Genomic DNA, 21,741 nt, shown 5'->3' with positions numbered 1-21,741 from the left:
AGATCTGAACCGTGAGTCCCCTCGGGCCCGCCGCCGAGGCGGGGCGCCCACCGCTCGTCGCGACGCGAGTCGTCGCGGCGCGTGCGGTGGCGCTGCTGTGCCTCGCGCTCGTCGCGTTCAATTGCGCGGTCAATATCCTTCCCGAACAACCGATCTTCTGGATCGTGACACCGACGCGGCTGACCGTCCTCATCGGCATCGTCGCCGCGCTCGCCACCGGGGAATCGCGGTGGCGCACCGACCTCGACATACCGCTGGCGACCCTGCTGCTGTGCGCCGCGGTCGCGAACCATCTCGCGGGACAGCAGTGGGCGACCTGGCGCGGGCTGGTCACCGTGATCGCGATCTACTACCTGGCGGTCGCGGTGAGCCGGGTGATACCCGACCCGTGGCCCGCGATCGTGCTGCTCGCGATCGTGTGCGTGAGTATCGCGGCGGGCGTCGCCGTCCAGCAGGTCGTGGAAGGCACACCCACCGGATTCTGTCGCGGCGCGCTCGACGGCTCCGACGACGTGTGCGGCGCGGGCGCCATGATCCGCGCCACCGGAACCTTCTCCAACCCCAATCTGCTCGCCGCTTTCCTGGTGCTGCTGCTTCCGGTCGCGGCGGCGGGCGTCGCGGTGACCGTCGACGTGTCGGCGCGGCTGCTCGGCGGCGGGCTCATCGTGATGGGATATGTCGCGGTGTTTCTCAGCGGTTCGCGCGCGGGCGTCATCGCGGCCGTCGCGGGCCTGGTCGTGCACGCCGGATTCCACCGGTTGAAATCCGGTCGGGCGCTCACCGTGAATCGGGTGTATTCGGCGCTCGGCATCGGGTTGGCGGTGGTCATGGCGGTGGCGCTGTTCGTGCTGGCGACCAGGGGCAAGGTCGGTGTGCGCGCGGACGTGTGGGTCGCGGGCGTCCGCATCGCCGGAGAACACCCGCTCGGCGTCGGCCCCGGCCGTTCCGGCGCTCACCTCAACGAGCAGACGACCGGTTCGGAAACCTATCAGCACGCCCACAATCTCTGGCTGAACTACGCCATCGAAGCGGGCGTCGTCGGCATGTGCGCGGTCGTCGCGATCACCGTCATCGGCATCTGGAGCGCCTTCGACGCGAGCCGCGCCAATTCCCCCACCGCTCCCGCCACCGCCGCGGGTCTCGCCGGATTCGTCGTCATGAACCTCGTGGACAGCCCGGCGAGCAACCACCGCATCGCCTTCGCCACCGCCATCGTCCTCGCGGTCCTCATCGTCGGACGCGAACGCCCCCGCCCCACCCCGCCCCCCGAACTCCGCACCGCCTCCATGTTCGACGTGACCATGCCCCTGCCCCGCAGCGCCGCCTTCACGCCACCCGTCGCCCCGAAACGCCGCCTCCCCACCTTCCGCTCCCGCAACCGCACCACCCCCGCGACGAATCCGCCCTCGCCGGTTCGCTGTTGACTGCGCCACCGCCGAAATACCTTGCCGGTCAGATGGATCGGAGTTCTCCGTGCAGCCGGATGTCATCGAATGGCGCACGAACCGAAGGGGTGCGCCACAGCGTTCAGGCGGCGGCTCGGAAAGCGGTGGGGCTCATGCCTCGGTGGCGTTTGAAGGCGGCGCTGAAGCCGAAAGCGTCCGCGTAGCCGACGGTTCTGGCTATGTGGGCGATGGTGAGGTCGGTGTCGGTGAGGAGGGCTGCGGCTTCGTCCATGCGGATCTCGGTGAGGTAGGTCAGGGGTGGGCGGCCCATGACAGCGGTGAAGCGTTTGGCGAACAGGGCTCGTGAGACGCCCGCGCGTTCGGCGAGGGTGGCGACGGTCCAGGTGCGGGTGGCGTGGCTGTGGATGGCCTCCAGCGCGGGGGCGACCACGGGATCGGACAGGCCCTGGAACCAAGCGGGTGCGTCGGTGCCCGCACGCGTGAACCAGGTGCGCAGCGTGCACACCAGGCCCCAGTCGAGCAGGCGATCCAGGAGCGCTTGGGAACCTGCGCTCGGGTCGCCCGCTTCCATCGCCGCGGCCCCCATCCACGCGCACGCCTCGTCGTCTTCGCTGACCACCGCGAGCGCGGGCAGTGCGCGCAGCAGTCGCTCGTGGCGGTGGCCGGAGGCTCGGTAGGCGCCGACGATGAGGGTGGTGGCGGCCACCGGGCCGTCGTGGCGGCCGATGGCGTTGGATTCGGTTTCGGCGCACTCGGATTCGTCGAGGAAACACGCGATCTCGTATTCCTCGGACGGGTGGACTCGCGAATCGGGACGGTCGGTCAGGCGGAAGGGGGTCGGGCCGCGCACGATCGCGGTGTCGCCTGCGCGCACCGCGCGTTCGACGCCGCCGTCCAGTACCAGTGTGCCGCCGCCGCGCAGCACGGTGACCATGGTCAGCGGTGCGCGGTCGACGAAGCGGATCGCCCACGGGGCTCGCAGCACCGCCTGCCCGATCATCGAGCCCTCCGCGCGGATTCCGCTGAGGACGTAACTCAAAGGGTCCACTCCCCCACAGTAGACGAACTCCTATGCATCGGAGCTTTTCTGCCATGGATCGTCCACGTCGTGCGGACTGTACTCGAAGTACCAGATCACCGAGCTCAGGAGATACCAGTGCAGTACGGCAGCAACGCATCGCGCACCGCGCTCGTCGTCGTCGCGCATCACCGCGCGGATTCGCTCACCGCCCATATCGGCAGGCGAACCGTCGCGCAGATGGCGGCTGCGGGGTACACGGTCGACGTCCTCGACCTGAACGACGAGGGTTTCGATCCGCGCATGACGGTCGCGGATCAGCCGGATTGGAACGATCGGGAGAAGGTCTACTCCACCGAGGTCGGCGCGCACATGCATCGGCTGCTCGCCGCCGAACGCGTGGTCGTGGTCTTCCCGGTGTATTGGGCGAGCCTGCCCGCGCTGCTCAAGGGCTGGATCGACCGGGTGTGGAACTACGGATTCGCCTACGGTCGCAGCACACCGCGCCTCGCGGGCAAGCGCATCCTGTGGCTCGGCCTGGCGGGCGCGACCGCGGACGATCCGGCGATCGAGGCCATGCAGGCGATGCTGGACAACCAGCTCAACGACTCCATCGCCTTCTACTGCGGCTTCAGCTCCTCGACGGTCGGCCTGCTGCCCGACGCCGAGGAGCGACCGCAGAGCGTCACCCCGGAAGGCGAACTGCTCGTCGGCGAGGCGATATCCGGCGCCAAACGCGACGCGCACTACACCGGGTTCGAAGGTGTGGCAGCCGATTTCGTGACCGCATTCCTCACCTCGGAACCCGCGCCCGTCGCCGCATTGCCCTGACGACGGGCACGGCTCCGACAAATGCGAGACCTCCTGACGCGCACCGCACGTCAGGAGGTCTCGGTCGGAACTGTCAGCTCTTGACCAACTCCACGGCGGTGTCGGCCTTCGGGTCGAGGGTCTCGGCGTCGACCGAGTCCTCGGTCTCTTGCGGCGCGTCGGCCCGGCTCGGCAGCAGGATCGCCAGCACGATCACGACCAGCGCCATAGCGGCGGAGACCAGGAAGGCCAGTTTGGTGCCGTCGAGGTGGGCGGTGACGGCATCGACGCCGTCGTCGATCAGGGCGGTGCTGCGGGTCGACATCACGGTGACCACCAGCGCGGTGCCGAATGCGGCGGCCACCTGCTGGAGGGTGCCGAGCATGGAGCTGCCGTGGGAGTACAGGTGCTGGGGCAGCGCGCCGAGGCCGAGGGTGAAGACCGGGGTGAAGGTGGCGGCCAGCGACACCATCAGCACGACGTGCAGGACCAGCAGCTGCCAGTACGGCATGTCCATCGAGATCAGGGCGAATCCGCCGAGGGCGAGGGCGATGCCGACCGAGCCGGGGATCACCAGCCAGCGGCCGCCGAACCGGTCGAACAGGCGACCGATACTCGGGCCGAGCAGACCCATCGCCAGACCGCCGGGCATGACGAGCAGTCCGGTCGCCAGCGGGCTCAGGCCGCGCAGGTTCTGCAGATAGAGCGGCAGCAGGATCATCGAGCCGAGCATCGCCATGAACGCGACCGACATCAGGACCAGCGATTTGGTGTAGACGCCCGCCAGCAGGACCCGCATGTCGAGCAGCGGGGTGCCGCTGCGCTGCAGCTGGATCTGGCGCAGCACGAAGGCGGCGATCAGGGCCGCGCCGAGGGCCGCCGTGAGCGCCGGACCGGCGACATTGCCCGCTTCGAAGCGACTGAGCCCGAACACGAGGCTGCCGAAGCCGACCGCCGCCAGCGCCACGCTGAGCACGTCGATCGCGCTCGGCTGCGGTTCGCCGATGTTCTCCAGCCTGCGCAGGCCGAACCAGGTGACCGCGCCCGCGATGGGCAGGACCAGCACGAACAGCCAGCGCCACGAACCGACCTGGAGTACCACGCCGGAGATGACCGGACCCATGGCGGGCGCGACGGAGATGGCGAGGGTGACATTGCCCATGACGCGACCGCGGTCGTGTTCGGGGACGACCGTCATCAGCGTGGTCATCAGCAGCGGCATCATGACCGCGGTGCCGCCCGCCTGGATGATGCGCCCGACCAGCAGCACCGCGAAGGAGGGGGCGACCGCGGAGAGCGCGGTGCCGAACAGGAACACGCTCATCGCGACGGCGTAGGCGGTTCTGGTGGAGACCCGTTGCAGGAACCAGCCGGTGGTCGGGATGACCGCAGCCATGGTGAGCATGAAGGCGGTGGAGACCCACTGCGCGGCCCGTTCGGTGACCTCGAGATCTTCCATCAGGCGCGGGATGGCGTTGAGCATGATGGTCTCGTTCAGGATCACCACGAACGTCGCCAACACCAGCAGTCTGATGACGGTCGGCGTCCGTCCGCCCGAGACGGGTGGGGACGAGGGGACGGACATCGGTTTACCTCCGGGGCGGTCGGACTTGGCTGTGGTTGCGGGGCTGTGCGTTCGGGGCGAGCGGTGCGAGATGCGGGTCGCCGCTCGCGCCACAGTGATCGAGACGGAGTCGGTTACTCGAACTCATCGGGCGCCGGTGAGTATTCCGCCCGCCACCGACACGAATCGAGCTATTTTCCGGCCCGCGTGCCATGGCACAGGTCGGAACTCGCAGGTAGCGAGCCCAGATGGGCCGAAACCGGTCCGAAGAGTGATCCCGGTCACCCAACGATGGGCGCTACCTTTCCCGCGCTTCCCCCCGAGCCGCGCGAGGCAGTTCCGGTCGCGCGAAACATACGGAGCGCGACCATAGTTCGCGCGTGCCCGCCCGCCGTTCGTCCACCCGACCCCACACCGCCGGAATCGGACAAACATGGCTATGGTGAAGTAGGAAAGCCTAACCTCATAGTTTGGATCTCGAGGACGTGTTATGACTGCGAACCCCACCGCGAAATGGCCACTGACCTCGGCACAGCGCGAAATATGGTTCGCACAGCAGTACCGCGCGGACATCCCGATGACCATCACCCAATACCTGGATGTGACCGGACCGCTGGATCGCACGGTGTACGCCGAAGCCGCCCGACACACCGCCCGCGAACTCGGCGCCTACCTCGCCTTCGACCGCGACGACGAGGGAACACCGTGGCAACGCCTCGAATTCGATCAGTACGACGAAGTCGACTTCCTCGATCTGAGCTCCGAGCCCGATCCGCACGCCGCCGCGCACGCGTGGATGCGCGCCGATCGGGGCAAACCGGTGGACGTCCTGCACGACCCGCCGATGTGGTCGACGATCCTGCGCGTCGGACCGCACCGGCACCTGATCTACACCCGCGCCCACCACCTGCTGCTCGACGGCTACGGCGCCATGAACGTGGCCCGAAGACACGCGGAGATCTACGCGCGCATGCTGGCGGGCGATCCGCCGCCCGCTCCCCTCACCGCCACCCCGCAAGCCCTACTCGACGCCGCCCGCGCCTACCGCGAGTCGACCCGCTTCGAATCCGATCGCGCGTACTGGGCCGATCGCGTCGCCGGACTCCCCGAACCGGTCTCGCTGTCCACCCGTCCCGGCGACCCCGCCGCCCACTCGGTCGTCGCGGGCGCCGACCTCGATACCGCGGTCACGCGCTCCCTGGAATCCGCGTCCGACGGCGCGGGGACGGCCGCCGCACTGGTCGCGATATTCGGCGCCTACCTCGCCAGCGTCAACGGCACGCCCGAGGTGACCGTCGGCCTTCCGGTCGCCGCGCGCACCACCGCCGTGCTGCGCCGCGCGGCGGGATCGGTGAGCAATGTGGTGCCGCTGCGCCTGCGCGCACCCGAATCGGCCCGCCTCGCGGAGTTGGTCGACGCCGCGCGCGCGGAACTGAGCGGTGCGCTGCGACATCAACGTTTCCGGGGCGAGGACATGATCCGACTGCTGCGTGACGGACAGGGACGCGACGGCGGCGCGAACTTCGGTCCGGCCGTCAACATCATGAACTTCCAGTCCGCGATGGCGCTCGGACCGGCGCGCGGCACCCTGCATCTGCTCGGCACCGGCCCCGTGCCCGATCTCACGCTCAATGTCTATCCCGGTTCCGAGGCCGGACTCCGCGTCGAATTCGAAGGCAACCCGCACCGCTACACCCGCGACGAACTCACCGCCCACCACGCCCGCTTCCTGCGTCTGCTCACCCACCTCACCGGCGACCCGGACGCCCGCGTCGCCGACTTCGACCCGCTCACGACGGCGGAACGCACCGTGCTCGCACCGTGGCGCGGACCCGAATCCGGTCCCGTGATCCCGCTGGCCGCGATCATCGCCGACGCGGTCCGTCGCGCACCGGAGTCCGTCGCGGTGGTGTGCGGGCAACGCCGGTGGAGCTACCGCGAATTCGACGAGCGGACCGACGCGCTGGCCAGGGCGCTGATCGCGGCGGGCGCGGGACCGGAGACACTGGTGGTGACCCTGCTGGAACGCTCGGCGGAATCGGTGGCCGCGGTGTGGGCGGTCGCGAAAGCGGGAGCGGCGTTCGTGCCGGTCGACCAGAGCAGCCCCGATGAACGCATCGAATACATCCTGTCCGACTGCGGCGCCCGCCACGCCATCACCACCGCCGAATTCGCACACCGACTGCCCGTGGACACGGCGGCGATCCAGGTCGATGGCCTGCTGTCCAACGGCCCACGATCACACGGCATGTGGGTCGACGGTTCGTGGGACAACCCGGGGCACGACTCGGCCCCCGACGACACACGATCACACGGCCTCGCGAACGGCGTCCATCGGGAGCGTGGCCCGATCACCGATGCCGAACGCCGCGCACCGCTGGCAGCCGAGCATCCGGCCTACCTCATCTACACCTCCGGCTCGACCGGCCGACCCAAGGGCGTCGTGGTCACGCACGGCGGTCTGGCGAATTTGGCCGCCGAGCGCCGCGACCGCTACGAACTGCGGCCTGGCGCGGTCACGCTGCACCACGCCTCACCGGGTTTCGACATGGCGGTCGGCGAAATGCTCTGCGCTCTTGCGGGTTCGGCGACGCTGGTGGTGGCGCCGCGTTTCGCGGTCGCGGGAGCGGACCTGGCGGCGTTGATGCGCCGGGAACGGGTCACCAACGCGATCATCACCCCGGCGGTGCTGGCGACCCTCGATCCGGCGGAACTGCCGGACCTGCGGGTGCTCGGCGTCGGCGGCGAGGCGATCCGCGCCGATCTGGTCGACGCGTGGGCGCCGGGACGGCTCATGCGCAACGGCTACGGTCCCACCGAGGCCACCGATATCGCCACCATCGGCGAACTCGTCGCGGGCAGGCCGGTGACGATCGGCGCGCCGCTGCGCGGTTTCCGCGCGGTGGTGCTCGATTCCGCGCTGCGTGCGGCGCCGCCCGGCGTGCTCGGCGAGCTGTATATCGGGGGTCCCGCGTTGGCGCGCGGCTATCACAGGCGCGCGGGGCTGACCGCGGGCCGGTTCGTCGCCGACCCGTACGGCCCGCCGGGCGGACGGCTCTACCGCACCGGCGACCTGGTGACCGTCACCGTCGGCGACGCGCCCGCGCTGCTGTATCACGGACGCGGCGATCTCCAGATCAAGGTGCGCGGCCATCGGATCGAACCGGGTGAGATCGAGACGGTGCTCACCTCGTTGACCGGTATCGCGCGCGCGGCGGTCACCGCGCATACCGACGAGCGCACCGGAACCCATCTGGTGGCGTACCTGGTGCCGGAACCGGGCGCGCGGGTCGACCGCGGCGCGGTGCGTGCGGCGCTGGCTCGTCGGCTGCCCTCCTATCTGCGCCCGGCCGCCTACGAGATCCTCGCCACGCTGCCGCTGACCACCAACGGGAAGCTCGACACCCGCCTGCTACCCGTGCCGGTCTTCGGCCGCACCGAATTCCGCGCGCCGGACGGGCCCGCCGAACTACGGGTCGCCGAGGTGCTGACCGAAGTGCTCGCACCCGCGTCACCGATCGGCGCCGACGACGATTTCTTCGCGCTCGGCGGCACGTCGCTGTCGGCGACCAGGGTCGCGGCCCGGCTCGGGGTGCCGGTCCGCGCGGTCTTCGACGCGCCGACCGTGGCCGAACTCGCCGCGGCCCTCGCCGATCACGCCGCCGAAGCCCGACCCGCCTTGGTCGCGGGCGAACTGCCCGATCGGGTGCCGCCCGCACCGGCCCAACTGCGACTGTGGCTGCTCAACCAACTGCTGCCCGATTCGGCCGCCTACCATCTGCCGATCGCGGTGCGCCTGACCGGCGACCTGGACCCGGCCGCGCTCGACGGCGCGCTGTCGGCGGTGCTGACCCGGCACGAGGCGCTGCGCACCGTCTACCCGGAGGCCGGGAATTCCGCGCGGCAGCGGGTGCTGACCATCGAGCAGGCCCGCGCGGCGCTCGACCTGGAACCGCGCGCGGTCGCGGGCGAATTGAACGCCGCGCTGCGACGTTTCGCGAACCGATCCTTCGACGTCGCGGTGGATCCGCCGGTGCGCGCGCGACTGCTGCACACCGGCGACGACGAATACGTGCTGGTCTTCGTGGTGCACCACATCGCCGCCGACGGCTGGTCGGTCGGGCCGTTGATCGCCGATCTGAGCACCGCCTACCTGGCGGCGCGCGCGGGTCGGGAACCGGAGTGGGAACCGCTGCCGGTGCGCTACCGCGACTACGCGCTGTGGCAGCACGCCCTGCTCGGCGACGCGCACGCGGCCGGTTCGGTGGCCGCCGCGCAGTCGGCGTATTGGCGCGCGACGCTGGCGGACGCGCCGGACCGCCTGCCGCTGCCCGCGCACCCCGAACGGCCCGGCGAACGCGGTACGCACGCCGCCACGATCGGCGTAGATCTGCCCGCTCCGATCAGCGGTTCCGGCACCGCGTTCATGGTCGCCTTCGCGGCGTACGCGGTGCTGTTGCGTCGACTCGGCGGCCGCTCGGACATGGTGATCGGGACGCCGGTGGCCGGGCGCGGCCATCCGGCGCTGGACCGGATGGTCGGCATGTTCGTCAACACGGTGCCGCTGCGGGTACGGGTCGAAAACGACCGCACCTTCGGCGAACTCGTCGCCGCGGTGCGCGCCGTCGCGCTCGATGCCTTCGACAACGCGGAGTTGCCGTTCGACCGCATCGTCGAAGCGGCCGACGCGCCGCGCGTCGAAGGCGGACATCCCTTGCTGCGCACCGTGTTCTCCTACGAGAACCTGCCCGCCGCCGGGCTGCCGGATCTGGACGGACTCGCGATCGAAATACTCGATCTGCCCCGCGACACCGCACAGTTCGACCTCGCGCTGACCGTGCGCGAGAATCCGCCGCGCGCGATATTCCGTTACGACACAGCGGTATTCGGCGTCGACGACATCCGAGAGTTCGCCGCGGGATATCGCGCCGTGCTCGCCGCCGCACTCGCCGATCCCGAGCGCGAGGTGGGTACGCTCGGCGAACTCGCCGCCGCCGATCCCGTGGACGAATTCCGCAGCGTTGAACCGACATTCGCGGTGGAGATCACCCGAACCCCGCCGCCGGTCGCCGCCACCGCGCGCGAACACGCCATCGGCGCGGTCTTCGCGGAGGTACTCGGTGTGGACGCGGTCGGTCCCGAGGACGACTTCTTCGCACTCGGCGGCACCTCGCTGATGGTGTTCACCCTGCGCACCGCGCTGGCCGAGCGGCTGGGTCTGCACGTTGAGCCGCGCGCGCTGTTCGCGGCATCGACGGTGCGCGCCCTCGCCTCGGCCGAATTCGACTCCGATCCGATCGGATTCGCCGAACAGTTGAGCGCCGACGCGGCGCCCGTCGATGACCTGCGCGTGCCGGACGAGCCCGCGAATCCCGCAGGGCCGATCCTCGTGACCGGCGCGACCGGATTCCTCGGCGCGCATCTACTGCGCGAACTGCTCGACCGGACCGCCCGGCCGGTGCACTGCCTGGTCCGGGCAGCCGATCCGGCAGCCGGTCTGGCCCGACTACGCGCCGCCATGGCCTGCTTCGACCTGCCCTCCGACGACCTGCCGGACCGGGTGACGGTCGTGCCCGGCGACCTCGCCGAACCGCGCCTCGGGATGACGCAGGAGACCTTCGACGAACTGGCTCGCACCCTGTCGGCGATCGTGCACAACGGCGCGGCGGTGAACCATCTCGCTTCCTACGGCCACTTGCGCGCGGCCAATGTGGGCGGCGCCCGCGAGGTATTGCGCCTCGCGACGGCGGTGCGGGCGATTCCGGTGCATCTGGTGTCGACGTTGGACGCGGTACTCGGCGTCGACCGCGCCGGTCACGTGGACGAGCGGACGGTGATCACCGCCGAACGGGTGAATCGGCACGGGTATGTGGCGAGCAAGTGGGTCGCCGAACAGCTGGTGCTCGCCGCCGGGGAACGCGGACTGCCGATCGCGGTGTACCGGCCTGGCCTGATCGGCGGCTCGGCGCACACCGGTGCGATCCCCGCCGACGATTCGCTGTGGACGATGGTGCGCGCCGCCGCGCTGCTCGGCATCGCGCCCGAGGTCGGCGACGCGACGGTGTCGCTGGCGCCGGTGGACTACGTCGCGAGCGCACTCGCGGCCCTGATCTGCCGCGACGTCCCGCATGGCGAGCGATACCACCTGATAGCCCCCTCCCCGACGCCGATCTCCGCACTGCTCGACGGGCTGGTGCGGCAGGGATATCCGCTGCGCACCGTCACCCCCGAACAGGCGCAGCGGGTCCTCGCCGAACGACTGGTGGACGGCGCCGCCGAACCCGGCGACGACCTCACCCGCGCGGCCCTGCTCGTCGGCAACTACGCCGACCCGAATGCACCGGGCGTCGGCGCCCTGGTACTCGATGACAGCCGCACCCGAGAGGCATTGCGCGGCACGGGCATCACATGTGCGGCGGTCGACGGTGCGGTAGTCGACCGCTACCTGCGTAGATTCCGAGACAAGGGGCTGTTGCCGCCGGTGCGCTCGACGGTGTGATCGCGCCCCGACCCACGTCGCCGTGTCGGACCCGATGTGACTGTGCGTCGGTCGCCCACAGATCCGTAGGGCGGTGCTATGTCACACAGGTTCGACTGCGAGGCGGGTTACGGCTGCACGGCCACGTGGCAGATTTCGGTGGCGCGACGCGGGTTCGGTGGCACGGCGCGGCACGGGTTCGGTGGCGCGGCGCGGCATGGGTTCGGTGGCGCGGCGCGGCACGGGTTCGGTGGCGCGGCGCGGCACGGGTTCGGTGGCGCGGCGCGGCACGGGTTCGGTGGCGCGGCGCGGCACGGGTTCGGTGGCGCGGCACGGCACGGGTTCGGTGGCGCGGCACGGCACGGGTTCGGTGGCGGAATGAAGGGCCTGCGGCGCGGTAGCTCGCGGGTCGGTGGATCGATCTCGTCTCGGCCTCGCGGATCGATCGGTGCGCGCCCGGTTTCGCGGATACCATCGCAGCGCGGGCTCCGGCGCACTTCCACCGGTAATCGAAGGATTCACATTGCACCTCTCGCTCGACTCGGCGCACGGCGAACTCGACGACTTTCTGGCGGATCGGGTCCCGAACCGCTACGTGCGGCTCCGACTGCGGGACGAGCACACGATCTCCCCCATGGACGACGGCGTCGCCGCGTCCTTCGACGACCTGCTCGACGACCTGCCCGAGGCCGAAGCGTGCTGGGTGCTGGTCCACTTCGGCTATGCCGACAGCGACGGTGACCGGATCATCGAACCGGTGATCCTGTCCTGGGCCCCGCCCGCGATGCGCGGCTCCGCGGGAGCGCAACTGGTGCTCGGCGCCCGCGATATCGCCTTACGCCTTACCGAGCCGGTGCCGCAGATCCTGCTGACCCGGCGAATGTCGCACCAGGACGTCGCCCAGTTCCTGCGCTCGCGCCACTGATCGCGGCGGCCCGGTAGAAACCCGCTGACGGGCGCGGTGCACGATCCGTGCACCACGCCCGCGCGGTTCGCGTCAGGCGACCGGGACCAGATCCGCCGCGACGGGCGGGAACATCGACAGGCCGGTGCGGAAGATCTCACTGCGTCCGACCGGCCGATCGGGCGCGGCGGCGGCCGTGAGCGCCTGCGCCTTGAATGCCTGCGCCGCGACGCTCAGACGGTGCACAACGGGATCGACCTGGTGTTCCGGCGGCGACATCCAGCTCTCGCCCCACACCACCACTTCGACGTTCCCGTCGCCGAGCGCCCTCAGCAGTCCGGCGTGGGCGCGTGAATTCCGTTCGCACACGTCGGCGGCGATGGCGACCGCGTGCGGACGGCGACCCTGGCCGCGCGCGGCGAGCACGGTTTCCAGATCGAGGACTTCGGCGCCGAGGATGCGCAGCGGGCGCGGGTCGGGCCTGCCGGTGACCAGGACCGTGACCTCCCAGCCCGCGACGGCGCGGTCGAAGATCCATCCGCCCGCGTGTTCGACCACATCGATGACACTGTGCGCGACGACGTCGAGCTGATACCGCATCGCCTCCCCCGACGCGTGCGGCGCGGTCCGTTCGACTTCGTGCGGGTCGAGCGTGCGAGCGGCCATGAGGTCTCCATTTCCGTTCAAACCTAGTGAACACACAGTAGGTCGGTTAGAAACGTGTGACAAGGGTCTCACGAAAACCGTCCGAATCCAGCCGACCGCGCCGCCCGAACCCGAAGGGAACGGCATGGGCAAATGCCCGATTCCGAGCACGATACGAGCCACGAGGAGAACGAAACCCGCACGCGTTTCCACATAGCGGAAACATCATTCTCGCTGATAATCGGGGTATTTGCGCAGCAAATTCGACACAGTCTGTAACTATGACTCTCCACACGTGGTAATGTCATTCCCGTGTCAGAGGCGGCAACACCGAGTGCGCCGCCGCGGCACGGGTAGGAACCGGCGCCCCGCGCAGGCCGTCCCGGCGGCCGAGCGCACCGACCAGCCGCGGCGGACGGGCGCGCCGGGGCGGACTCGTGCCGCGCTGACGTGACGCACAGTCCCAACCGCAGATCCATGGAGGGTCACAATGTCGGTCCCGACCAGCAGCACTTCGTTGTACCCGCCCGGCGGCTTCGCGCCGCCCAAGGACCGGCGCGGACAAGCGGAAGGCACACTCGGCCTGCCCGCGGGCACCGAAGTGTTCTCCGCCGACAACCACATCTCCCTCGCGGAGGACATCTTCTTCGAGCGCTTCCCCGAGGACCTCAAGGACAAGGCGCCACGGGTGTGGTACGAGGAAGGCGCCTTCCAGATGGGCCGCAAGGGAAAGTCCTTCCTGCCCGGCGATTTCAGCCACGTCCTGATGCAGTACGACCCGCTGGAGGGATCGGGCAGCAACAATCTCGCGGCCCGCACCGCCGACCTGCGCGCCGACGGCATCGCCAAGGAACTCGCCTTCCCCAACGCACTGCTCGCCCTGCTCTTCTACCCGGACAAGGCGATTCGCGAACTCTGCTTCCGCACCTACAACGCCTACATCGCCGAATTGCAGGCGCAGTCCGACGGCGCGTTCTACGGCGTCGGACTCATCAACTGGTGGGACGGCGACGGCGCGCGGCGCACCCTCACCGAACTGAAATCCCTCGGCCTCAAGACCTTCCTGCTGCCGCTGTCGGCGGGCAAGGACGACGACGGCAACGTCATCGACTACGGCAGTGCCGCGATGATCCCGGTCTGGGAAGCCATCGAGGAGTCGGGTATCCCGGTCTCGCACCACATCGGCGAATCGCCGCTGTCGGCGCCGTGCGAATTCAACAGCGTCATCGTCGGCATGATGCACAATGTCGCGCCGTTCCGAGAAGTGTTCTCCAAGTACATCTTCAGCGGGATCCTCGACCGCCACCCCGGCCTGCAGATCGGCTGGTTCGAAGGCGGCATCAACTGGGTCCCGGCCGCCATCCAGGACGCCGAGCACCTGCTCGCATCCTTCCAGCACATGCTCAACCGCCCCGTCGAGCACGACGTCCGCTACTACTGGGACAACCACATGCGCGCCTCGTTCATGGTCGACCCGCTCGGGCTGTCGCTGATCGACCAGATCGGGCGCGACCGCGTCATGTGGTCCTCGGACTACCCGCACAACGAGAGCACCTTCGGCTACTCGGAGAAGTCGCTGGCCACCGTCGTCGAGGCCGTCGGGCCCGTCGACGCCGCCAAGATCGTGAGCGGCAACATCAAGGACTTCCTCGGCGTCTGACCGTGCCGTATCCGAAGAAGGAGACAGCGTTTCGATGACTTCCACAGCACCCTCGGGTACGTCGGTCCTCGACATCCCCGAGGTCCCGGACCGCGCCCGCATGCGGCGCGAGACCGGGGCGCGCCTGCGGGCGGCCATGGCCGCCCAAGGTGTCGACGCCCTGGTCCTGCTGAACAACAGCAACGTCGCCTACGCGACCGGAGCCAGCTGGCCCCTCAACGACGCCGGGCTCTCCCACGTCGAGCGGCCGGTCGCGGTCGTGGTCGCCGGTGATCCGTGGCCACACCTGTTCATGCCGTTCCGCGAGGGCGCATCCACCGAATCGGATCTGCCCGCCGACCACCTGCACGGCCCCGTCTACCTCGAATTCGACGAGGGCGTCCGGGATTTCACGCGCAAGCTGGCCGAACTGATCCCGGCGGGATCGACCGTCGCGGTGGACGAGAGCACCGGCGCCATGCTGCGCGCGGCCTCGGCGCTGTTCCCCGCGGGCGCGCCCACCGACGCCGCGGCCGTGGTCGGCCCGGCGAAGCTGGTCAAGACCCCCGACGAGATCGCGTGCATGCGCATCGCCAACCGCATCACCGAACAGGCCGTGCGCGACGTGCAAGCCGGTCTGCGGCCCGGCGGCAGGCAGATCGACCTGTCCGCGAGCTTCGTGCGGCGGGCCTTCGAACTGGGCGCGACCGCCAATATGCTCGACGCGATCTGGCAGGTCATGCCGTCCACCAAGGCCGAGGGCGTGTGGACGACACACGGCGACCTCGCCCTGCCGCTGCTCACCACCGAGCGCGAGCTCGAAACCGGTGACGTGCTCTGGACCGACGTGAGCATCACCTACGGCGGCTACTGCTCGGACTTCGGCCGCACCTGGATCGTCGGCGACAAGCCGAATGCCAGGCAGCAGTACCAGTTCCAGCAGTGGCGCGAAATCATCACCGCCGTACTGGATGTCGCGAAGGCGGGCGCCACCGCCGCGGACCTCACCCGCGCCGCGATCCGGGCCAACGGCGGCGCGAAGCCGTGGCTGCCGCACTTCTACCTCGGTCACGGCATCGGCGTCAGCGCGGCCGAAATGCCCATGATCGGAACCGATCTCGGCGACGAGTACGACGAGAACTTCGTCTTCGAACCCGGCATGGTGCTGGTTCTCGAGCCGGTCGTCTGGGAGGACGGCACCGGCGGATATCGCAGCGAGGAGATTATCGTGATCAACGAGGGGGGCTGGACTGCCCTCACCGACTACCCCTATGCGCCCTATGGGAACTGAGATCCTGCCTGACGATCGCGCCCTGCGGCATGGGCGGCGCGATCGCGCACTGGCACAGATGCAAGCCCATGATCTGGACATCCTGGTCCTCGGCCGCCAGGCCAACGCCCGCTACGTCGCGGGCGCGCCGCAGCTGTGGGTGGCGGGCACCCGCCCGTTCGGGCCCGTCGCCACGGTGGTGCGCGAGAGCGGGTCGGTGCACCTGCTCAGCACCTGGGACGAGGGTGTGCCGGAAGACATTCCGCACGACAACCTCTACGGGATCGCGTGGAATCCGATGAACACCATCGCCGCGCTCCAGTCCATCGCGGGCGCGAGCACCGCGCGGCGGGTCGGCACCGACGCGCTGTCGCCGACCTTCGCGAAACTGCTGCCGCTGGCGTTCCCGAACGCCGAATTCGTCGACGGCGAACTCGCGATGCGCGCCGCCCGCCGGATCAAGACGGCGGAAGAGGTGTCGACGCTGCGCGGTGCGCTCGGCATCGCCGAGGCCGGTGTCGCGGCCGCGGTGGCGCGACTGGCTCCGGGCGTGCCCGAACAGACGCTGATCGGGATCCTGCTCGAGGCGATGGCCGCGGGCGGGGTGAGCACGCCCGCGTCGCAGGACTCGGTGTGGGTGACCTCGAGGACGCATCCGTGGCGGCGCGCGGGCGAGGATCGGCGCGCGCAGTCCGGTGATCTGGTCGCCTTCTCCGCGGGTGTGCTCGGCGACGGATACATCGGCGAGGTCGGACGCACCTGGCAGGTCGGCGAAGGCACCGACGCCGCGCGCGCGGTGTACCGCCGCCGCGACGAACTGTGGTCGCGACTGGTCGACGCGTGCAAGCCGGGTGCGGCGACTTCGGATCTGCTTGCCGCCTACGAGAATTCCGGTGTGGCGCTGCCGCCGATGCCGGTCGCTCGCGGCCTCGGCATGGGCTTCGACCCGCCGGTCGTGTCCCCGCTGCTGCCGGAAACCGCGGCGGCGGAACGACTCGAGCCCGGCATGGTGCTCGGCGTCACCGCCTACGTGTGGGAAGAGGGCGTCGGCGCGGTGTTCAGCCGTGACGCGGTCCTGATCACCGACGACGGACACGAAGTCCTCACCTCGGCGCCGCACTGGCCGCACTGACGAATCGGGCGCGGACACAACGACTCTCGCTGTGTCCGCGCCCCTTTCTCATCTCCCGCACCGGACCGGACGGCGCCGCGCCGTCGCACCATCGCACAACTGGCCAAGGAGCCCGCCCCATGTCCGGAACCGAACAGCCATCGGCCGAGGAGATCATCCTCTACGAGAAGAACCGCGAAACCCGGATCGCCACGATCACCTTCAACCGGCCCGAATTCCTGAACGCCCCCACGATCGCCGCGCGCCTGCGCTACGCAGACCTACTGCACCGCGCGAGCGTCGATGACGACGTCAAAGTGCTCGTGGTGCGCGGCGCGGGCAGCGATTTCGGCAGCGGCGCGGACCTGCCCGAATTCATGGAGGTCCAGAATTCGCCGTCGCAAGGGCCGCGGCTGGCCGAATACAAGATCGGCGAGGACGAAGTCACCTACCCGCCGAAGGATTCCTTCCGGCACGGCGCCACCATCAGCCAGTGGTATGCCAACGCGCAAGCGGGCTGCCGCAGCCTGCAGGAATTCAAGAAGATCAGCATCGTCGAGACCAAAGGCTACTGCTACGGCTGGCATTTCTACCAGGCCGCCGACGCCGACCTGGTGATCTCCTCCACCGACGCCCTTTTCGGCCACCCGTCCTTCCGCTACTACGGCTGGGGACCACGCATGTGGACCTGGGCGCAGACCATGGGCATGCGGCGCTTCCAGGAAATGGTCTTCACCGGTAGGGCTTTCACCGCCGACGAAATGTTCCAGTGCAACTTCCTGAACAAGGTGGTCCCGCGCGAGGATCTCGAGGCCGAGACCCAGAAATACGCCGAGGCGTGCGCGCGCAACCGGCCCACCGACACCGTGTTCATGCAGAAGATCTTCTTCGAGGTCATGAAACAGCACCAGGGCGAATATATGGGCAGCCTGCTCAGCGGATTCTTCGAATCCATGGGCGGTCGCATCCACGTCGACGACGACGAACTCACCCTGGGGAACGCTTTCGACAACGGCCTGAACAACGCCGTGAAAGACAACGACGCGAAATTCCCGCCCGATTTCCGGTTGAGCAAGTCCGGTCGCCGGAAGCAGAGCTGACAGCGGACGAACGGGGACGAGATGGTATCGGGAAAACCGCGCGCGGGATCGCAGGCCGCGCTGCCGCTGCACGGCTGCACGGTGATCGACCTGTCCTCCGGGATCGCCGGAGGCTACTGCACGAAGATGCTCGCCGACGGCGGCGCGGAAGTCGTGAAAGTCGAAGCGCCGGAAGGTGATCCGCTGCGGCGCTGGACGGCCTCCGGCGCCGGGCTCGCCCCCGACGCCGACGGCGCGCTGTTCGCCTTCCTGGCCTGCTCGAAGCAGAGCGTCGTCGTCGATCCCGCCGACGCGGCCGACGCCGACCTGCTCGACACGCTGCTCGCGGCCGCCGATATCGCCGTGTGGTCGCCGGATTCGCGACTCAGCGAAGACCCGCGCTACCGCCCCGACGCGTTGCGCCGCACCCACCCCCATCTTGTGGTCACCGCGATCACACCATTCGGCCTCGAAGGCCCGTGGGCTGGACGCGCCGCCACCGAATTCACCCTGCAAGCCTGGTCCGGCGGCATCGTCGGCCTCGGCCGCGGCGCCCCCGACCGCGCGCCCGTGCACATCGGCGGCCGGATCGGCGAATGGTTCGCGGGCGCCTACGCCAGCGCCGCCACCCTCACCTCACGACTGCGCACCGCGGGAAGCGGCGCGGGCGAACTGGTGGACCTGGCGATCCTGGAAACCCAAATCCTCGGGCTCACCTACTATCCCGTGTCCTTCTTCGAGGGGCTCGGCCGGCCTTTCCGCACCGAACGGCGGCTCAGCGTGCCCGGCGTCGCCACCGCGGCCGACGGCATGGTCGCGCTCGGCTGCGGCACCGCGCAACAGTGGTTCGACCTGTGCGCGATGGTGGGGCACGCGGAATGGATCGACGAAGGCATCGCGCCATCGATCACGCAGCGCGCCACCGACAAAGCCCCGGAAATCTTCGCCTGGCTGGCCGACCAACCGGTCGACGTGATCCGCGACATCGCCTCCGCCTTCCGCATCCCGAACGGCCCGGTGGTGAACGGCGCCAACGCCACCACCATGGACCATTTCATCGACCGCGACTTCTTCACCACCAACCCGCGCGACGGATTCGTCCAGCCCGGCGCCCCCTTCCGCACCGAACCACCGCTGCTGCGCGCCCCCGAACCCGCCCCGCGACTCGGCGAACACACCGAGACACTGCGCGCCGCACCGCCTTCCGCTACGCCGCGCTCTGAATCCGGTGTTCCGGACCCACTTCCGTTCCGCGGCATACGCGTACTCGACATGACGACATTCTGGGCCGGACCGTCGTGCACCCACTACCTCGCCATGCTCGGCGCGGAAGTCATCCACGTCGAATCCGCGGGCAGACCCGACGGCACCCGCCTCATCGCGGGCGTGCCCGCCTCCGAAGACCAATGGTGGGAGAAATCCCCGATCTTCTCCGGACTCAACACCAACAAGAAGAGCATCACCGTCGACTTCCGCGACGAACGCGGCCGCGACCTGCTGCACAAACTCGTCGCCACCTGCGACGTGGTGGTCGAGAACTACACCCCGCGCGTCCTCGAACAAATCGGCCTGAGCCATTCCGAAGTCGAAGCCATCCGCCCCGACGCGATCATGGTCCGCATGCCAGGATTCGGCCTCAACGGCCCGTGGCGCGACAACCCCGCCTTCGCCTACGTCATCGAAGACACCTCCGGCCTGACCTGGCTCACCGGCCACACCGACCGGAACCCCATCGAGCCCTACTCCATCGGCGACCCCAACGCGGGCGTACACGCCCTCAACGCCCTACTCCTCGCCCTGGAACACCGCCGCAAAACCGGCCGCGGCGTACTGATCGAAGCGGCGATGGTCGAAGCCGCCCTCAACGTCACCGCCGAACAAGTCATCGAATACTCCGCCTACGGCGCCCAACTCGAACGCGACGGCAACCGAGGCCCCACCGCCGCCCCCCAAAACCTCTACCGCGCAGCCGGTCTGGATGAATTCGGGCGCCCCGACCGCTGGGTGGCCATAGCCGTCGCCACCGACGACCAATGGACCGCCCTCCGCGCCGCCCTCGGCGACCCGAATTGGGCCCACGACCCCGATCTAGCCGACGCCGCGGGCCGACGCCGCCGCCACGACGACATCGACACCGAACTCGCCGCCTGGTGCGCCGACCGCACCCCCGCCGACATCATCCGAACCCTCTGGGACGCAGGCGTCCCCGTAGCCGAGGTCCTACAGCCCCACCATCAGGTCGACCTCCCCCAACTCCGATCCAGAGGCTTCTTCGAACCCCTCTCCCACCCGGCCTTCGACACCGCCCACCACAGCACCGTCCCCGCCCGCTTCTCCACCAGACCGGAGCAATACCACCGCACCCACGCTCCCCTCCTGGGCCAACACAACACCGAAGTGCTCACCGCACTGGGATACACCGCCGACGAGATCGCCGAACTCGACCGTGACGGAGTGATCGGCGGTCTACCAGCAGTGGTCCGCCCCACGGTGAAATCCCAGTGACGTCAGCCTCTCTCGCACTCGCCCCGTTTGGACGACATCGCGACCGCGAGGCTCCCGCGCAGACGTAGAGCCGCAGACGTAGAGCGCAGCTGCGACACATACGCCAGACATGTCGCCAACGCGGATCCATCCCGGTGGAGTGCTCACGCGAGGCGGCGGTTCAGTTCTGCGCTGGGGTCGAGGGGCTCATTCTCGCAGGCACGGCGGACGGACAAGATGGTACACATGGTAGTACATGTGTTAACATTGGTACATGTCGCTTCAACGGACCAACGTCTACGCCGACCCCGCCGATTTGGCTTTGATCAAGGAAGCAGCGGCCAAGCGAGGCGTCTCCGAAGCGGAGATCATTCGACACGGCATTCATCTCGCGGCGATGAGTACCCGCGTCTGGGCCGATGACATGGAGTTCCCGACCTTCGACGAGACCGACGCCCCGGTCGCCGACGAGGTGACGCGTGCGGTCGCGGAAGGAACTCGCTACCGGTGATAGTGATCGGTGACACGTCGGGGATCATCGAGGCGTTCGCCAAAGGCGCGGAATCGGAAGCCTGCCGCTCCGTGCTCAGCGACGCCAGCCTCGTGGTGGTCTCGCCATTGGTGCTCGCCGAGGTCGATCACCTCGCCAAAGCACGCTTCGGACCAAGGGCTCGAGATACAGTGCTGGCGTTTATTTTCGACCAGGTCGACCGGATACGATTCACGCTCGCCGATGTCATGCCTCATATCAAGGCAGCCCGCCATGTCAAAGATGGCTACCGGGGTTTGGATCTCGACATGGCCGATGCGTTCAACGTGTGCTTGGCCGCCGAGTATCAGACCGAGATAATCCTGACATTGGATCGCCGCGACTTCCGAGCCATTCACCCACTTACTCGCGAACACACCCACTTCCGCCTGCTGCCCGACGACTTGAAATGAATCGGAGGATCAGGGCAAGGGCATCCGGCTCGGGCAGCATCCCATCGCGAGCTGTACACGCGACGAATACCGGGTAGCGAGTGATCCGGCAACCTGCGTGCGACGAGGTGCGGATAGCTGCCGTAGCGGCCGCAAGACTCTCCGTGGGCCTACCCGAGGTCGACAAGGTCTGACCTCGGGCGCGATCGTTTTCTATTGTCTACGTGGTCGACGAGTGTGTGCTCGAGCGTACTTCCACGGCATGAATCAATTCTTGGCGGATTGTTGTTCTCGTTGGATTTCGAGGGCGATGTCGACCAGTTGATCTTCCTGACCACCGATCAACTTCCGCTGACCCGCACGATGCAACAACAAATGCGCGGGCACACCGTAACGCTCCGACTGACGCACC

General features: G+C 68.9%; 15 protein-coding genes and 1 pseudogene. 12 read left to right on the top strand and 4 right to left on the bottom strand.

The features are described 5' to 3' along the window. Positions 1 to 11 precede the first annotated feature (11 nt). The gene (locus IT779_RS38995) at positions 12 to 1,424 is read left to right on the top strand and encodes an O-antigen ligase family protein (RefSeq protein WP_196154051.1); all 1,413 of its coding nucleotides are present in this window, start codon (positions 12 to 14) and stop codon (positions 1,422 to 1,424) included. 103 nt (positions 1,425 to 1,527) lie between these two features. Here the strand turns inward: IT779_RS38995 and IT779_RS36375 are convergent, their stop codons facing one another. Beyond that, a complete protein-coding gene (locus IT779_RS36375) occupies positions 1,528 to 2,454 on the bottom strand; it encodes an AraC family transcriptional regulator (RefSeq protein WP_332839125.1) in 927 nt (308 codons plus the stop codon). Between the two features lie 108 nt (positions 2,455 to 2,562). Between IT779_RS36375 and IT779_RS36370 the strand changes: the two genes are divergently transcribed. Then, positions 2,563 to 3,255: an NAD(P)H oxidoreductase gene (locus IT779_RS36370; RefSeq protein ID WP_332839124.1), complete on the top strand. Its 693-nt coding sequence runs from the start codon at positions 2,563 to 2,565 to the stop codon at positions 3,253 to 3,255. Between the two features lie 73 nt (positions 3,256 to 3,328). Here IT779_RS36370 and IT779_RS36365 read toward each other — a convergent pair whose 3' ends face one another. Further along, positions 3,329 to 4,819: an MDR family MFS transporter gene (locus tag IT779_RS36365; RefSeq protein ID WP_196154050.1), complete on the bottom strand. Its 1,491-nt coding sequence runs from the start codon at positions 4,817 to 4,819 to the stop codon at positions 3,329 to 3,331. A gap of 469 nt (positions 4,820 to 5,288) precedes the next feature. Between IT779_RS36365 and IT779_RS36360 the strand changes: the two genes are divergently transcribed. The 3 genes from IT779_RS36360 to IT779_RS36350 all read left to right on the top strand — a co-directional run bounded on the left by IT779_RS36360 (position 5,289) and on the right by IT779_RS36350 (position 12,201). Then, positions 5,289 to 11,297 (top strand): non-ribosomal peptide synthetase, encoded by a 6,009-nt coding sequence (locus IT779_RS36360; protein WP_196154049.1) that lies wholly within the window; start codon positions 5,289 to 5,291, stop codon positions 11,295 to 11,297. Between the two features lie 157 nt (positions 11,298 to 11,454). Then, positions 11,455 to 11,658 (top strand): hypothetical protein, encoded by a 204-nt coding sequence (locus IT779_RS36355; protein WP_196154048.1) that lies wholly within the window; start codon positions 11,455 to 11,457, stop codon positions 11,656 to 11,658. Positions 11,659 to 11,799: 141 nt separating this feature from the next. Next, positions 11,800 to 12,201 carry a hypothetical protein gene (locus tag IT779_RS36350; protein ID WP_196154047.1) on the top strand — a complete coding sequence of 134 codons (402 nt, stop codon included), beginning with the start codon at positions 11,800 to 11,802 and terminating at the stop codon, positions 12,199 to 12,201. A gap of 72 nt (positions 12,202 to 12,273) precedes the next feature. Here the strand turns inward: IT779_RS36350 and IT779_RS36345 are convergent, their stop codons facing one another. Continuing rightward, complete coding sequence (locus tag IT779_RS36345; RefSeq protein WP_196154066.1) at positions 12,274 to 12,780, bottom strand: hypothetical protein; 507 nt, start codon at positions 12,778 to 12,780, stop codon at positions 12,274 to 12,276. Positions 12,781 to 13,315: 535 nt separating this feature from the next. Here IT779_RS36345 and IT779_RS36340 point away from each other — a divergent pair. The 7 genes from IT779_RS36340 (at position 13,316) to IT779_RS36310 (ending at position 21,350) form a co-directional block, all read left to right on the top strand. Next, complete coding sequence (locus tag IT779_RS36340; RefSeq protein WP_196154046.1) at positions 13,316 to 14,485, top strand: amidohydrolase family protein; 1,170 nt, start codon at positions 13,316 to 13,318, stop codon at positions 14,483 to 14,485. 34 nt (positions 14,486 to 14,519) lie between these two features. Continuing rightward, on the top strand, positions 14,520 to 15,755 hold the full coding sequence (locus IT779_RS36335; RefSeq protein ID WP_196154045.1) for a M24 family metallopeptidase: 1,236 nt from the start codon (positions 14,520 to 14,522) through the stop codon (positions 15,753 to 15,755). Further along, the gene (locus tag IT779_RS36330) at positions 15,745 to 16,866 is read left to right on the top strand and encodes a M24 family metallopeptidase (RefSeq protein WP_196154044.1); all 1,122 of its coding nucleotides are present in this window, start codon (positions 15,745 to 15,747) and stop codon (positions 16,864 to 16,866) included. The genes IT779_RS36335 and IT779_RS36330 overlap by 11 nt, the downstream gene beginning before the upstream one ends. 119 nt (positions 16,867 to 16,985) lie before the next feature. Next, positions 16,986 to 17,945 carry an enoyl-CoA hydratase/isomerase family protein gene (locus tag IT779_RS36325; protein ID WP_196154043.1) on the top strand — a complete coding sequence of 320 codons (960 nt, stop codon included), beginning with the start codon at positions 16,986 to 16,988 and terminating at the stop codon, positions 17,943 to 17,945. Between the two features lie 21 nt (positions 17,946 to 17,966). After that, complete coding sequence (locus IT779_RS36320; protein ID WP_196154042.1) at positions 17,967 to 20,429, top strand: CaiB/BaiF CoA-transferase family protein; 2,463 nt, start codon at positions 17,967 to 17,969, stop codon at positions 20,427 to 20,429. A 253-nt stretch (positions 20,430 to 20,682) separates the two neighbouring features. Then, positions 20,683 to 20,919: a ribbon-helix-helix domain-containing protein gene (locus IT779_RS36315; protein ID WP_196154041.1), complete on the top strand. Its 237-nt coding sequence runs from the start codon at positions 20,683 to 20,685 to the stop codon at positions 20,917 to 20,919. Next, entirely contained in the window at positions 20,916 to 21,350 is a 435-nt protein-coding gene (locus IT779_RS36310; RefSeq protein ID WP_196154040.1) for a PIN domain-containing protein, read from the top strand. Before IT779_RS36315 ends, IT779_RS36310 begins: the two co-directional genes overlap by 4 nt. Before the next feature lie 246 nt (positions 21,351 to 21,596). Here the strand turns inward: IT779_RS36310 and IT779_RS36305 are convergent. Continuing rightward, a pseudogene (locus IT779_RS36305) lies at positions 21,597 to 21,741 on the bottom strand (4-hydroxy-2-oxovalerate aldolase); the annotation flags it as partial.

Source organism: Nocardia bovistercoris, assembly GCF_015674855.1.
Lineage (GTDB): Bacteria > Actinomycetota > Actinomycetes > Mycobacteriales > Mycobacteriaceae > Nocardia > Nocardia bovistercoris.
This window is presented reverse-complemented; position numbering and strand designations above follow the sequence as displayed.